The 14230-nt window shown below is 64.7% G+C and carries 15 protein-coding genes and 1 tRNA gene; 5 read left to right on the forward strand and 11 right to left on the reverse strand.

The window, feature by feature from the left end; genetic code table 11:
- Positions 1–6: 6 nt before the first annotated feature.
- The 4 genes from hflC to DFQ15_RS01285 all read left to right on the forward strand — a co-directional run bounded on the left by hflC (position 7) and on the right by DFQ15_RS01285 (position 4265).
- Positions 7–912, forward strand: coding sequence for a protease modulator HflC (gene hflC, locus DFQ15_RS01270; protein ID WP_110464216.1), 906 nt, complete (start codon positions 7–9; stop codon positions 910–912).
- Positions 913–1147: 235 nt separating this feature from the next.
- A complete protein-coding gene (locus DFQ15_RS01275; RefSeq protein WP_110464217.1) occupies positions 1148–2296 on the forward strand; it encodes an ATP phosphoribosyltransferase regulatory subunit in 1149 nt (382 codons plus the stop codon).
- A gap of 27 nt (positions 2297–2323) precedes the next feature.
- Positions 2324–3664: an adenylosuccinate synthase gene (locus DFQ15_RS01280; protein WP_110464218.1), complete on the forward strand. Its 1341-nt coding sequence runs from the start codon at positions 2324–2326 to the stop codon at positions 3662–3664.
- Positions 3665–3740: 76 nt separating this feature from the next.
- Positions 3741–4265: a phosphoribosyltransferase gene (locus tag DFQ15_RS01285; RefSeq protein WP_110464219.1), complete on the forward strand. Its 525-nt coding sequence runs from the start codon at positions 3741–3743 to the stop codon at positions 4263–4265.
- 134 nt (positions 4266–4399) lie between these two features.
- On the opposite strand, the gene DFQ15_RS01290 is transcribed toward DFQ15_RS01285, so the two are convergent.
- From DFQ15_RS01290 to DFQ15_RS01300, 3 genes are read right to left on the reverse strand one after another with little or no spacing between them, the layout of a single operon-like run.
- On the reverse strand, positions 4400–5212 hold the full coding sequence (locus tag DFQ15_RS01290; protein ID WP_110464265.1) for a MinD/ParA family protein: 813 nt from the start codon (positions 5210–5212) through the stop codon (positions 4400–4402).
- A 12-nt stretch (positions 5213–5224) separates the two neighbouring features.
- Positions 5225–5995, reverse strand: coding sequence for a GGDEF domain-containing protein (locus tag DFQ15_RS01295; RefSeq protein ID WP_110464220.1), 771 nt, complete (start codon positions 5993–5995; stop codon positions 5225–5227).
- A gap of 31 nt (positions 5996–6026) precedes the next feature.
- Positions 6027–7748, reverse strand: a complete 1722-nt coding sequence (locus tag DFQ15_RS01300) for a SulP family inorganic anion transporter (RefSeq protein WP_199399790.1) — start codon at positions 7746–7748, stop codon at positions 6027–6029.
- 182 nt (positions 7749–7930) lie between these two features.
- On the opposite strand from DFQ15_RS01300, the gene DFQ15_RS01305 reads away from it, so the two are divergent.
- The gene (locus DFQ15_RS01305; protein ID WP_110464221.1) at positions 7931–8128 is read left to right on the forward strand and encodes a CsbD family protein; all 198 of its coding nucleotides are present in this window, start codon (positions 7931–7933) and stop codon (positions 8126–8128) included.
- A 61-nt stretch (positions 8129–8189) separates the two neighbouring features.
- On the opposite strand, the gene DFQ15_RS01310 is transcribed toward DFQ15_RS01305, so the two are convergent.
- From DFQ15_RS01310 to infC, 8 genes are all read right to left on the reverse strand, one after another.
- A tRNA-Pro gene (locus DFQ15_RS01310) sits at positions 8190–8266 on the reverse strand.
- Positions 8267–8278: 12 nt separating this feature from the next.
- Positions 8279–8737: a MerR family transcriptional regulator gene (locus DFQ15_RS01315; RefSeq protein ID WP_110464222.1), complete on the reverse strand. Its 459-nt coding sequence runs from the start codon at positions 8735–8737 to the stop codon at positions 8279–8281.
- A 79-nt stretch (positions 8738–8816) separates the two neighbouring features.
- Positions 8817–9176, reverse strand: coding sequence for an integration host factor subunit alpha (locus tag DFQ15_RS01320; RefSeq protein WP_110464223.1), 360 nt, complete (start codon positions 9174–9176; stop codon positions 8817–8819).
- Positions 9177–9187: 11 nt separating this feature from the next.
- Positions 9188–11620, reverse strand: a complete 2433-nt coding sequence (pheT, locus tag DFQ15_RS01325) for a phenylalanine--tRNA ligase subunit beta (RefSeq protein ID WP_110464224.1) — start codon at positions 11618–11620, stop codon at positions 9188–9190.
- A 20-nt stretch (positions 11621–11640) separates the two neighbouring features.
- On the reverse strand, positions 11641–12693 hold the full coding sequence (gene pheS / locus DFQ15_RS01330) for a phenylalanine--tRNA ligase subunit alpha (protein ID WP_110464225.1): 1053 nt from the start codon (positions 12691–12693) through the stop codon (positions 11641–11643).
- Positions 12694–12797: 104 nt separating this feature from the next.
- The gene (gene rplT, locus DFQ15_RS01335) at positions 12798–13157 is read right to left on the reverse strand and encodes a 50S ribosomal protein L20 (RefSeq protein ID WP_110464226.1); all 360 of its coding nucleotides are present in this window, start codon (positions 13155–13157) and stop codon (positions 12798–12800) included.
- A gap of 26 nt (positions 13158–13183) precedes the next feature.
- Complete coding sequence (gene rpmI / locus DFQ15_RS01340) at positions 13184–13387, reverse strand: 50S ribosomal protein L35 (RefSeq protein ID WP_082448306.1); 204 nt, start codon at positions 13385–13387, stop codon at positions 13184–13186.
- 174 nt (positions 13388–13561) lie between these two features.
- Complete coding sequence (gene infC / locus DFQ15_RS01345) at positions 13562–14152, reverse strand: translation initiation factor IF-3 (protein ID WP_110464227.1); 591 nt, start codon at positions 14150–14152, stop codon at positions 13562–13564.
- Positions 14153–14230 lie beyond the last annotated feature (78 nt).

Here is a 14230-nt window from a genome sequence, read left to right on the forward strand (position 1 = left end):
CCTCAGGTGAACAGAATCGGATTTATCGCCTCGTCCATCCTCTTGGTGCTCGCCTTGCTGAGCTCCATGTTGTTCGTGGTCGATCAACGCCAGTTCGGCGTCGTCTACGCGCTGGGCCAGATCAACGAAGTGGTCACCGAGCCTGGCCTGCATTTCAAGCTGCCGCCGCCGTTCCAGAACGTGTCGTATATCGACAAGCGTCTGCTGACGCTCGACAGCAGCGACACCGAGTCGATGCTGACCGCCGAAAAGCAGCGCGTAGTGATCGACTGGTACGTCCGCTGGCGTGTCGGCAACCCTTCGGAATACATCCGCAACGTGGGTCTGGACGAGAACGCCGGTGCCGCGCAACTCAACCGTGTGGTCCGCAACGCCTTCCAGACGGAGATCAACAAGCGCACGGTCCGCGAGCTGATCGCGCTCAAGCGCGACGAGCTGATGAACGACGTGAAGCGCCAGGTCACGGAAGTGGTCAAGGGCGGCCGTCCGTGGGGGATCGAGGTGGTGGATGTGCGCATCACCCGCGTCGACTATGTCGAGGCGATCACCGAATCGGTCTATCGCAGGATGGAGGCGGAGCGCAAGCGCGTCGCCAACGAACTGCGTTCGACCGGCGCCGCCGAGGGCGAGAAGATCCGTGCCGATGCCGACCGCCAACGCGAGGTGACGGTGGCCAACGCGTACCGCGACGCGCAGAAGATCAAGGGCGAGGGCGATGCGGAAGCGGCCCGCACCTATGCGGAATCCTTCGGCAAGGATCCGCAGTTCGCCCAGTTCTACCGGAGCCTGGACGCGTACAAGGCCAGCTTCGGCAAGAAGGGCGACGTCATGGTCGTCGATCCGGCATCATCGGATTTCTTCAAGGCGTTCCGCAACGGTGCGGCACAGGCCGGCGCCACGCCGCGTCCTTGATCGGGTTCGGGCCTCGATTCGCCGACCGGCAGGCGTTTTCGACAGCCTGACCACCGGCGACCCCATATTCCCTGACGGGGCCGCACAGCGAGCTGTCGCTGCCGGCCCCCGTCGGCGCTGGGGCTTCGGGCCGTATCGCACCAATGCAGACAGGCATCCTTCGCGCGCCCTGCGGCCCGTCCCGACGCGCAGTGCCGTATCGGTAGAATCACGTTTTTAACAGCCTGATCGTTCCATGTCCGCCTGGGTCCTCCCGGATCACATTGCCGATGTGCTTCCTTCCGAAGCACGGCACATCGAAGAAATGCGACGCGATCTGCTCGACATGGCACGCGCGTACGGCTACGAACTGGTCATGCCGCCGCTGCTGGAGCATCTCGAATCGCTCCTGACGGGTACGGGCGAGGCGCTCGGCCTGCAGACCTTCAAGCTGGTCGACCAGCTCTCCGGCCGCATGCTGGGCCTGCGCGCCGACACGACGCCGCAGGTCGCCCGCATCGACGCGCATCTGCTGAACCGCCGCGGCGTGGCACGCCTGTGCTACTGCGGGCCGGTACTGCGGACCCGGCCCGACCGGCCGCATGCCACGCGCGAGCCGTTGCAGTTCGGTGCCGAAATCTATGGCCACGCGGGCGTGGAGGCCGACCTGGAAGTGCTCCGCCTCGCGCTGGATTGCCTGAATGTGGCCGGCGTCGCCGGCGTCCAAGTCGATCTGGGCGACGCCCGTATTCCGCGCCATCTGCTGCAGGCCAGCGGACTGCAAGGCGCTGCTCTTGCCGATCTGCAGGCAGCGCTGGCCGCCAAGGATGTGTCCGGCGTGACCGCGTCGTGTCGCGCGTTAGCGCCGGACCATCGGCACGCGCTCCAGTCGCTGGTGCGGCTCTATGGTGACGCGTCGGTGCTCGACGAAGCGGCCGTGGCTTTCAAAGCCTTTCCCGGGCTCGTTCCCCTGCTGGACGAACTGCGCAAGCTGGCGGCGTCGCTGCCGTCCGGCACGAGTTTCGACCTGGCGGACCTTCGGGGCTATGCCTATTACAGCGGCGTCCAGTTCGCGATGTACGTGCCGGGTTCCAGCGACGCCGTGGTACGGGGGGGGCGCTACGACGAGGTCGGTGCGGTCTTCGGCCGCAATCGCCCGGCAGCCGGCTTCAGCCTCGATCTGCGCGAGCTGGTCGGCCTGGTCGCGCCCCGCCCGCTGCGTGCGGCGATCCGCGCGCCCTGGAGTGACGACGATGCGCTGCGCCAGGCGATCGCAGACCTGCGGTCGGCCGGGGAAACCGTGGTGTGCGAACTGCCCGGCCACGACAGCGAGGTCGACGAATTCCGTTGCGACCGCGCACTGACCCGCGTCGGCGTGGGGGCCTGGGCCGTGCGGCCCCTTTGATTCCACCTTTGAACTGACTGAAGCGAGATGAACAATTCGAACGGGCCGGTTGCCGGCCGCAACGTGGTCGTGGTCGGTACCCAGTGGGGCGACGAGGGCAAGGGCAAGCTGGTCGACTGGCTGACCGAGAGCGCCCAGGGCGTCGTCCGGTTCCAGGGTGGCCACAACGCCGGCCACACCCTGGTCATCAACGGTGTGAAGACCGCGCTGCACCTGATCCCGAGCGGCATCATGCGGCCCGGCGTGACCTGCTACATCGGCAACGGTGTGGTGCTGTCGGCCGCCAAGCTGTTCGAAGAGATCGAAGGCCTGGAAAAGGCAGGGGTGGAGGTCCGATCGCGCCTGCGCATCAGCGAGGCCTGCCCGCTGATCCTTCCTTTCCACGCCGCGCTGGACGTGGCACGCGAGGCCTACCGCGAGAAGGGCGGCGTCGAGAAGATCGGCACGACCGGTCGCGGCATCGGGCCGGCCTACGAGGACAAGATCGCACGCCGGGCGCTCCGGGTGCAGGACCTGAAGAATCCCGAGCGCTTCGCGGAGAAGCTGCGGGTGCTGCTCGACCTGCACAACCACGTGCTGACCCAGGTGCTCGGCGCACCGGCCATCGACTTCGACCTGGTGTTCGACGAAGCGATGCGCCATGCGGAGCTGCTCAAGCCGATGATCGCGGATGTCTCGCGCGAGCTCAACGACGCCCACCGTGCCGGTGCCAACCTGCTGTTCGAAGGTGCCCAGGGCACGCTGCTGGACGTGGACCACGGCACCTATCCGTATGTGACCTCGAGCAACTGCGTGGCCGGCAACGCATCGGCCGGGTCCGGCGTGGGTCCGGGCATGCTGCACTACATCCTCGGCATCACGAAGGCGTACTGCACCCGCGTCGGCGGCGGCCCGTTTCCGACGGAGCTGGACTGGGAGACGCCCGGTACTCCGGGCCACCACATGAGCACCATCGGCGCCGAGAAGGGTGTCACCACCGGCCGAAGTCGCCGCTGCGGATGGTTCGACGCGGCCCTGCTCAAGCGCAGTGCCCAGGTCAACGGCCTGTCGGGCCTGTGCATCACCAAGCTCGATGTGCTCGACGGTCTGAAGGAACTGATGCTGTGCACCGGTTACGAGCTCGACGGCGAAGTCACCGACATCCTGCCCGTGGGAGCCGACGAGATTTCGCGCTGCAAGCCGATCTACGAGCGGCTCGAAGGCTGGACCGCGTCGACCGTGGGCGTGACGCGCTACGACGAGCTGCCGGTCAATGCGCGCCTGTACCTCCAGCGCATCCGGCAGATCACCGGCGTGCCGGTCGACATCGTGTCGACCAGCCCGGACCGGGACCACACGATCATGATGCGCCACCCCTTCCTCGCCTGACCGGCCGTTCGCGTTGAATCGGGCCGCGGCTGCTGCTGCACGCCGGCCTGTTGCTATAAATTTAGGAGCATAATCGATGCTGACGGAAGACGGCAATCATCTCTACGTGAGCTACGACGAGTACCACAGCCTGATCGAGAAACTGGCGATCAAAGTGCACCAGTCGGGTTGGAGGTTCGACACCATCCTGTGTCTGGCGCGCGGCGGCCTTCGGCCCGGCGACATCCTGAGCCGGGTGTTCGACAAGCCGCTGGCGATCATGTCCACCAGCTCCTACCGCGCAGAATCGGGCACTGTACAGGGCCACCTGGATATCGCCCGCTTCATCACCACGCCACGCGGCGAGATCGCCGGCAAGGTCCTGCTGGTCGACGACCTGGCCGATTCGGGCCACACACTGAAGTCTGTGATCGAAAACCTGCGCACCAGCTATTCGCCGATCACCGAACTGCGCAGCGCGGTGATCTGGACCAAGGGCGTGTCGGTCTTCACGCCCGACTACTCGGTGGAGTTCTTGCCGACGAATCCGTGGATTCACCAGCCGTTCGAAGGCTACGACAGCCTGCGGCCGGCGAAGCTGCTGGAGAAGTGGAAGATCTGAGCCGAAGCGTCCGAGGCGACGCTTCGTAAGCCGGTTCGAATCGTCTGGAAGAGGCGTGCGCAATGCAGGCGCATGCCGATCGACTGGATCGCTGCCTGGCGCGCGCCTCGTGACACGGCCGGCAGCCGGCGCGATTACCGCTTGATCACCGTATCGTCCAATTTGTTCGCCAGCTGGGCGATCGCCATCGCCGCGGGCGAGCCCGGCGAAACCGTCATCAGCAACTGGCGACGCATGACCGCTTCCCGTACGGCCGGGTCGGCCGGGATATCGCCCAGATGCAGCAGCCTGATCACGGAGCCGGCTTCCGGCGTCACGAAGCGGTCGAGCACCTGCTGCAGCTGGCCGGTGATCGCGCGGCCGTCGCCGGCGCGCGCCGTCTGGTTGACGACGATGCGCACCTGCTGGCGCTTCTGCTGCATGGCCAGAACCTTGATGGCCGCATACGCGTCGGTGAGCGAGGTCGGCTCCGGCGTCGCGACCAGCAGCACTTCCGATGCCAGCGACACCGCGAACAGCACCACGTCGGAAATGCCGGCGCCGGTATCGAGCAGCACCACGTCGTAACGGGGGATGATGCTGTGCAGTACCTGCAGGAATTCGGTTCGCACATCCGGTGTCAGTCGCGAGTATTCGACCATGCCCGATCCGGCGAGCAGGACGGAAAATCCGCCAGGAGCCTGGACGATGGCATCTTCCACCAACGCCTTGCCGGTGAAGACGTCGTGCAGCGTGACCTTGGGATGAAGGTTCAGCACGACGTCGAGGTTGGCAAGGCCCAGGTCGGCGTCGAGAACCAGCACCCGGTGGCCACGCCGTGCAAGGGCGGCCGCCAGGTTGGCGGATACGAATGTCTTGCCCACACCGCCTTTTCCGCTGGTGACGGCCATGACTTTGGCTGTGGGAGTACCCGCGCGAAAGGTAGGAAGGGTCGGCGCGTCGCTCATGTCCATTTGCTTTCAGATAGCGCTGCCGTTGGCGTCTTGGGAAGACGCAAGCGTTGGTATCGGGGTATCGGTGTGGGGAAGGCCAAACAAAAGACTCTTTTCCTCTGCGCTGACCGTGCTGTCGACCGTGTCGTCCATGCAGACCCTGTTGCGGCCCAGCGCCTTGGCGCGATAGAGCTGGTGGTCGGCCCGGTCGGTCCAGAGCAGGCTGGTCGAGCGGATCCAGGGCTGGGCGAAAGCGCCGCCGATGCTGACCGTCACCTGCAGGTCGAGCGAAGGCGATACCCCCAGCGTGGCGGACGCGACCGCGAGGCGGATCCGCTCCGCGACCGCCTGTCCGAAGGCCACTTGGCAGCCCGGCAGTATCACGGCGAACTCCTCGCCGCCGTAGCGAGCCAGCAGATCCATCGGGCGCACGCAGTCGTCGAGGATGCGAGCCACCGCCTGCAGCACGTGGTCGCCCACGAGGTGGCCGTAGTTGTCGTTGACAGCCTTGAAATTGTCGATGTCTAGCATCAGCAAGAGCGCGAACTCGCCGGAGCGGGCCACCCGGTCCATTTCCCGCTCGAGAACCGCCCGAAACTGCCGCCGGTTGGCCAGCCCGGTCAGCGGATCGCGCAGCGAAATTTCGCACAGGCCGTCGATGACGTGCTGCAGGTATTTCTCGGCCGTGATGTCGCCACCCAACGTCGCCCGCAGATCCGCCTGTTCAAGAAGCGCATGGGCTGCGTCCAGGTGCAGGCCGCGCAAATCGACGAGTGAGGATGCTTCCGGGGACGGCACGTACGGGCCTTGAAGAAAGGAGCTGAGTTTATCAGGAGGGTGCCGCTAAGACATCTTGCGCGACGTGTGGATTGTCGGCCGGCCGGACTGTCAGCGCGCTCAAGGTCGACACGGCTTCCGCATCGGTGCGATAGGTGCGCAGCAGATCGCCTTCGACCAGCACGCCGGCCTTGCGCAGCGTGGCGTCCACCGGTAGTTTGAGACCGCTCAGATGCAGCGTGACACCGCGCGCCTCGAGTAGCCGGAGAATCTGCGCGAAGAACTCGATGCCGGTCGCATCGATCCAGTTCATCGGTTGGGCGAAGACGCAGACGTGGCGTATGTCCGGGTGCGCTGCCAGATGATCGGTGATGGCCCGCTCGAACGCCGACGCCGATGCGAAATCGAGCGCTGCGTCCATGCGCAGGGCGAATAACCGCGGCGCGATGGGCGGTAGCGTCCACAGGTGCCGATCGCGCAGGCTTCCGTCCGCATGGATACCGACCTCAATGATCCGCGGATGCAGCCGCTGGTAGAGGAAGTGGCCCAGGCCCAGCAGCAATCCGGTCAGTACGCCCCAGTGGATGCGCGGCGCCGTCGCCAGGGTGCAGGCGAACGTCAGCCATCCGATGCACGCCTCCGCCCGCGAAAATCGCCACAGGGCGTTCAGCTGGCGCGGCCGGATCAGCCCGAAGACGGCCGTCAGCACCACCGCCGCCAGCACCGACTGCGGAACATGGTGCAGCACCGGGATGAACCACTGCAACAAGGTTAACACCAGCAGCACCGAGAAAATGGTGGAGTAGCCGGTGCGCGCGCCGGCATAGAGGTTGATCGCCGAGCGCGAGAACGATGCGCTGGTAGGAAAGGCGCCACTCAGGCCCGAGGCGATCTTGCCCATGCCTTGCGCTAGCAGGTCCTGGTTCTCGTCCCAGCGTGTGCCGGCCTGCTGGTGGTCCACCCGGGCGCTGGACGCCGTTTCGAGAAAACTCATCAGCGTGATCACCAGCGCGGGCAGCAGCAGGCTCGCGAACGTGGCGGCGTCGATCATGGAAGGCAGAGACAGGGATGGCAGGCCGGCAGGTAGATCGCCGACGACGGCGCCTCCCCGCGATTCGTATCCCGTCCAGCGGCTCGCCAGTGCGCTCAGCGTCACGACGACGATCGCGGCCGGAAAGCGCGAGTGCCAGCGCTTGGCGGCCATCAGCAGGGCGATCGCGCCCAATCCGTAGGCCAGGGCTTCTTCATAGACGTACGGGCGTCGCACCAGCAGCGAGAAATCGCCAGAAGCGCCGACCAAGGCGGGTAGTTGCGAGGCGACGATGAGCCAGGCCGCCGCCTGCGTGAAGCCGTTCATCACCGGAGAGCTGACCAGATTGAGCAGCCACCCGAACCGTCCCAGGCCGAGCAGTATCTGGAAAAGTCCCGACAGCAGCGAAAGCCACACTGCCAAGGTGACCCATTGCGCGCTGCCGGGTGGAGCCAAACCGACGAGCGACGCGCCGATGAGCAGGCTGCTGAGCGCCGTCGGCCCGACGCCGAGGCGCGACGAAGAGCTGAACAGCACGGCTATCAGCGCCGGCAGGAGCGAAGCGTAGATGCCGGTGATCAACGGCATTCCGGCCACCGACGCATAGGCCGCACCCTGAGGCACAAGCAGCAGACCCACCGTGACACCTGCCCACAATTCGTTCGCCAGCAGATCACGGGTCGGGCGCGGCCAACGCAGGAAAGGCAGATGTCTCTGCAACGACGCACGCGTGGTCGATCTCAAGTTCGTCCTGGTCGGGAAAGCGCGGCCTTCGAACGCGCGGTGGCAGTGGCTTTCGACAGCTCCATGGAACGTCCTACTGCGGGATCGGTTCTGTCCGACCCACCTCGCACGGATTCGTGCATAAATTGAATACAGCGGAGGGAAATGTCTTCCTCGCGATAACCAACTTCAAAGGACGCATCATGAACAAGCATCACGTCGAAGGCCGTTTGGAAGAAGCCAAGGGCAAGGTCAAGGAAGTTGCAGGCAAGGTCGTCGGCAACGAGAAGCTGCAAAGCGAAGGTCTGGCAGACCAAGCACAGGGCAAGACCCAGGCAGGTTATGGCGATGTCAAAGAATCCGTCAAGGATGGTCTCAAGAAGACCGCTGACAAAATCTGAGCGACCGCCTCAGCATGAACGAAAAGGGCCGCAGCGAAAGCTGTGGCCCTTTTGCATCCAATGGTCGGCGTGGCGGGATTCGAACTCGCGACCCCTTGCACCCCATGCAAGTGCGCTACCAGGCTGCGCTACACGCCGACAAGCATTGAATTATAGGCCAACTTGCTCGTCGGTTTCGAGAATCCGGCGGATGGCGAGCAGTTCCTGCCGAATGGTCGAGGGCGTATGCCCTTCTGGCGGATGCGACCACGTCGGTCCGTCTTGTCGATCCGCATGTTGTTCCGATGGGTCCGGCACCGGGATCGCGCCGGCTCCATGCTTCCCCGTCGCGGACGTGCTTTTCTCCGCATGCACCCATTCCTGAAGCTTTCCCCGCGCTCCGCTGATCGTGAAACCTTCGTCGTACAGCAGGTCGCGGATACGCCGGATCATGAGCACTTCATGGTGCTGGTAGTATCGCCGGTTGCCACGCCGCTTCATTGGCCGCAACTGAGCGAATTCCTGCTCCCAATAGCGCAGCACGTGCGGCTTGACGTCGCACAGTTCGGCGACTTCGCCGATCGTGAAATAGCGCTTGGCGGGGATGGGGGCTAAGGTACTGGTGACCATGGTCGAGGACGGTGACGAATTTTCTGAGCGGCCAGAGGGTACCGCATGCGGCCTCTCCGGAAAATGACGTCATCCCGAATCAACGCGTGGCTGCCGGCACCACGGCGCGATCGCCGCCCCCTTGGATCTGCTCTTTGAGCTTGGAGCTGGCGTGGAATGTCACCACGCGGCGTTCCTGGATCGGGATCGCCTCGCCGGTGCGCGGATTACGGCCGGGGCGGGGCGCCTTGGTGCGAATCTGGAAGTTGCCGAAGCCCGACAGCTTCACGTCCGCCCCCTCTACCAGCCGACCCGACACCAGGTCGAAGAAGGCGTCGACCATGTCTTTCGATTCGCGCTTGTTGAGCCCGATCTGGTCGAAGAGCAGGTCCGCCAGTTGCGCCTTGGTCAGGGTGGGCAGTTCGAGGCTCTCGACGAGCAAGGGATTGTCGTTTTCCATAGGGGACTCTCTCAGGCACGTAGCCGGGCCGCGGTGCGCTGTTGAAGGGCGTTGAGCACCGACTGGGTCGAGACATCGATCCGCTTATCGTCCAGCACTTCGTCGCCTCCGTTGAACACCAAGCGCAGCGCGACGCTTTTCTCGGTTTCGGCCATCGACGCGGTGTCCACACCACCGTCCTTGCCCGGCTTGGGCCGGTAGATGTCGAACACGGTCACCTGCTGCAGCAGCGGATCCTGCACACTCCGCACGGCATCGAACAGTTGCCGGTGCGTAACGTTTTCTTGCACCACCACCGCCAGGTCGCGCTCCACGTCTTGGTGCTTGGGCACGGCCACCGGCGCGGGGACCTGGCGCTGCAGCACCGCATCCAGAGCCAGCTCGAACAGCACCGGCACCTGTGCGAAACCGTAGGACTGGCGCCAGCGGGGATGCAGCTCGCCCACCACGCCGATCGCGACGCCGTCGAGAATCACGTCGGCGCTACGGCCGGGGTGCAGCGCCGGGTGCCGCGACGGCTGGAAGTTCGGGCGGGCCGGTGCGAGCAGCGCCTCGATATCCCCCTTCACGTCGAAGAAGTCGACCAGCCGTTCCGGACGGCCCCACTGGAGCGCGTCGTTGCCACCGTAGGCGACGCCCGCGATCCGCATCGGCTGGCGGTATCCTTGGACCGTCGCGTCGCTGTCCTGCACCGTGTCGTCGCGCTCGAACACGCGGCCGAGTTCGAAGGCCCGCATCGCGCTCGCCTTGCGGTCGAGATTGAACTTCAAAACCTGTAACAGGGAGCCGAGAAGGGACGAGCGCATCACGCTCAGATGGCTCGCGATCGGGTTCAGGAGGCGGATCGGGGCGGCATTGCCGGCCAGTTCGGTCTCCCAACGCTCCTCGACGAAGCTGAAGTTGATCGTTTCCTGATAGCCCGCCGCTGCCATCAGGCGGCGCACCGCGAACGGGCTGCGCCTGGCTTCGGCGTCGAGCCGCGGCGTGATCGGCGCGAGCGGCGGGGTGGCCGGCAGGTTTTCGTAGCCGACGATCCGCGCGATCTCTTCGATCAGGTCTTCTTCGATCGAGAGGTCGAACCGCCAGGACGGTGGCGTGACGGCCAGCGCATCGCCCCGAATATCGACCGGAAGACCCAGCGATGCCAACGCGTCCCGGCACTGCTCGGCGCTGAGCGGCATGCCGATGACCTTGGCGGCCCTGGCCGGTCGCACGGCGACGGTGCGGGGTGCCGGCATGCTCGGTTGCAGGTCGTCGACCGGGCCCGCATCGCCGCCGCAGATGGATTGCACCAGGCGCGTCAGGTGCTCGATGTGCTCGACCGTCTGCTGGGGATCCACGCCGCGTTCGAAGCGGTGGCCCGCATCGGTCGAGAAATTGAAGCGGCGCGAGCGGCCTGCGACAGCCTTCGGGTACCAGAAGGCGGCCTCGATGTAGATATCGGTGGTCGCGTCGGACACCGCCGTCGCGTCCCCGCCCATGATGCCGGCGAGCGACTCGACCTGCGCGCTGTCGGCGATCACACCGACCTTGTCGTCGAGCGACACGGTGGTGCCGTTGAGCAGCTTCAACGATTCGCCCGCGCGTGCCCAGCGCACGTCGAGTCCGCCGTTCAGCTTGTCGAGGTCGAAGATGTGCGACGGCCGGCCAAGTTCGAACATCACGTAGTTCGAAATGTCGACCAGGGGCGACACGCTCCGCTGACCGCAGCGTGCCAGCCGCTCCACCATCCAGCCGGGCGTAGCCGCCCGGGCGTTCACATTGCGCACGATGCGGCCCGAGAAACGTCCGCACAGGTCGGGCGCGCTGACGGCCACGGAGAGGCGCGCATCCTGCGTCACCGCCACCGGTTCGAAGGTCAGCGGCTTGAGCGGCGCGCCTGTCAGGGCGGCGACTTCGCGGGCGATGCCGTACACGCTCAGGCAATGCGCCAGGTTGGGCGTGAGCTTCAGCGTGAACAGCGTGTCGTCGAGGTTGAGCCACGCGCGGATGTCCTGGCCGACCGGCGCGTCGGACGCCAGTTCCATCAGGCCGCCATGGTCTTCGCTCAGCTTCAGCTCGCGGGCCGAGCACAGCATGCCGTGGCTTTCGACTCCGCGCAGCTTGCCCACCTTGATCACGAAAGGCTTGCCGTCGGCACCGGGCGGCAGCACGGCCCCCACCAGCGCGCACGGCACCTTGATGCCGACGCGGGCGTTGGGTGCGCCGCAGACGATGTCGAGGAGTTCGGGCTGTCCGACATCGACCTTGCAGACGCGCAGCCGGTCTGCGTCGGGGTGCTGCACCGCCTCGCGGATTTCACCGACGACGACCTTGTCGAAGGACGGCGCAACGGGCTGGAGTTCTTCCACCTCGAGGCCGGCCATCGTCAGCGTATCGGCCAGGGCCTGCGTGTCGAGCGGTGGGTTGCAGAATTCGCGCAGCCAGGATTCCGGAAATTGCATGTCGGGTCACTTGGGTCGGTTTACTGGAACTGGCGGAGAAAACGCATGTCGCCGTCGAAGAAGAGGCGCAGATCGTTGACTCCGTACCGCAGCATGGTGAGCCGGTCGGGGCCCATGCCGAAGGCGAAGCCGATGTAGCGCTCGGGGTCGAGCCCCATGTTGCGCACCACGTTAGGATGGACCTGGCCCGATCCGGCCACTTCCAGCCAGCGGCCCGCGTTGGGGCCGCTACCGAACTGGATGTCCACCTCGGCGCTCGGCTCGGTGAACGGAAAAAAACTGGGACGAAAGCGCAGTACCAGGTCCTTGCTCTCGAAGAAGGTCCGGCAGAAGTCTGTGAAGACGACCTTGAGGTCCTTGAAGCTCACGTTCTCGCCGATCCACAAGCCTTCGCACTGGTGGAACATGGGCGAGTGCGTCGCATCGCTGTCGACCCGATAGGTGCGACCCGGTGCGATGACGCGGATTTCGGGCATAGACCGGCCGGCGTCGAGTTGTGCGCGGTAGCGTTTCACATGCCGTACCGCGTGGCGGATCTGCATCGGGCTGGTGTGGGTGCGCAGCAGGTGGGGCGCTGCCTCGGTACCGCCTTCGATGTAGAAGGTGTCGTGCATGGAGCGGGCAGGGTGGTCTTCCGGCGTATTCAACGCGGTGAAGTTGAACCAGTCGGTCTCGATCTCGGGGCCTTCGGCCACTTCGAAACCCATCGATCCGAAGATGCCCTCGATCCGCTCCAGCGTGAGCGATACCGGGTGCAGCCCACCCTGGCCGCGCTGCCGGCCCGGCAGGGTGACATCGAGCGCCTCGGACTGCAACTGGCGGTCGAGTTCGGCATCGGCGAGCGCCTGGCGGCGGGCGTTGAGCGAAGCCTCGATCGCCTGCTTGGCGACGTTGATTACCGTGCCTCGGGATTTTTTCTCGTCGACGGGCAGGGCCGCCAAGCCCTTCATCCATTCGGTGATTCGGCCGGACTTGCCGAGGAACCGGGCCTTGGCGTTCTCCAGATCGGCAGGCGTGTTCGCCTGCGCAAAGGTCGATTGCGCCGTGGTGACCAAGGCTTCCAACTCGTTCATAGACATCTTCTGAAATGGAAAAAGGGCTAAAGCTCTTTGAAGCCCTAGCCCTTGTTTCTAAAGCACCTTTAGCTATCGAAAAGATAGCGCGAGGCCGTCGAACATCAAGCTGCCAGTTTGGCCTTGACCTGTTCCACGATACTGCCGAAAGCGGCCTTGTCATGCACGGCCAGGTCGGCCAGCATCTTGCGATCGATTTCGATCGCTGCCTTCTTCAGACCGTTGGCGAACTGGCTGTAGGTCAGACCCAGTTCACGCGACGCCGCATTGATGCGGGCGATCCACAGACGACGAAACACACGCTTCTTGGTGCGGCGGTCACGGTAGGCATATTGCCCGGCCTTCATCACCGCCTGCTTGGCGATGCGGAAGACATTGCCGCGGCGACCACGGAAGCCCTTGGCAAGCGCCAAGACCTTCTTGTGGCGGGCGCGGGCGGTAACACCACGTTTGACGCGAGGCATATCGGTACTCCTTGTTCGTCGGTTGATTACAGGCCAGCAAACGGCAGCATTTGCGCGACATGACCCATATTGGTCTCATGTACCGCAACTGAACCGCGCAGGTGGCGCTTGTTCTTGGTGGTCTTCTTGGTCAGGATGTGACGCTTGAAGGCTTGACCGCGCTTGACGGTGCCACCCGGACGAACTCGGAAGCGCTTTTTAGCACTGCTCTTGGTCTTCATTTTGGGCATCGAATGCTCCTTTGTATGTGCTCGTGAGGCGCTACGGAAACCATCCGCAGGCTTGTTGGCCCCGAGCCACTTGTTCGGACGGCGATCGCTCGCTATCCACGCGAGAGGGTAGGGCCCTCTCGCCGCGGCAACGCTCGCGCGCTGCCACATCCTCTATCTGTCCGCAGTCCCGGATCAGGCGGTGGTAGTGGCGACCGGCTCGGCGGCCTTGGCCGGCACCTTCTTTTTGCCCGGTGCGATCATCATGATCATCTGGCGGCCTTCCAGCTTCGGAAACTGCTCGACCACGATCAGGTCGGCCAGTTCTTCGCGGATGCGCTGCAGCAGCGCCATGCCGATTTCCTGATGCGTGATCTCGCGACCGCGGAAACGCAAGGTGATCTTGCACTTGTCGCCGTCGGCCAAAAAGCGCCGGATGTTGCGCATCTTGATGTTGTAGTCGCCGTCGTCGGTTCCGGGGCGGAACTTGACTTCCTTGATCTCGATGACCGTCTGCTTGGACTTGGCTTCGGCCGCACGCTTCTGCTCCTGGTACTTGAACTTTCCATAGTCCATCAGGCGGCAGACCGGCGGATTCGCCGTCGCGGCGATTTCCACCAGGTCCACGTCGGCTTCGCCCGCCATCCGCAACGCTTCGGCCAGACTTACGATGCCGAGCGGCTCGTTTTCAGGGCCGGACAAGCGCACTTCAGGCGCCATGATTTCACGGTTGAGGCGGTGCTTGCGCTCCTCACGGTGACGACGATCACGAAATTCAGTAGCGATGGCTCAGATCCTTGTCAATTTGCGCTACAAAATATGTAGCAAATCCGCTGCGTAAGCGCGCAAGCAAGCTATTTCAGG

It is taken from the genome of Xylophilus ampelinus, assembly GCF_003217575.1.
GTDB classification, from domain to species: Bacteria; Pseudomonadota; Gammaproteobacteria; order Burkholderiales; family Burkholderiaceae_C; genus Xylophilus; species Xylophilus ampelinus.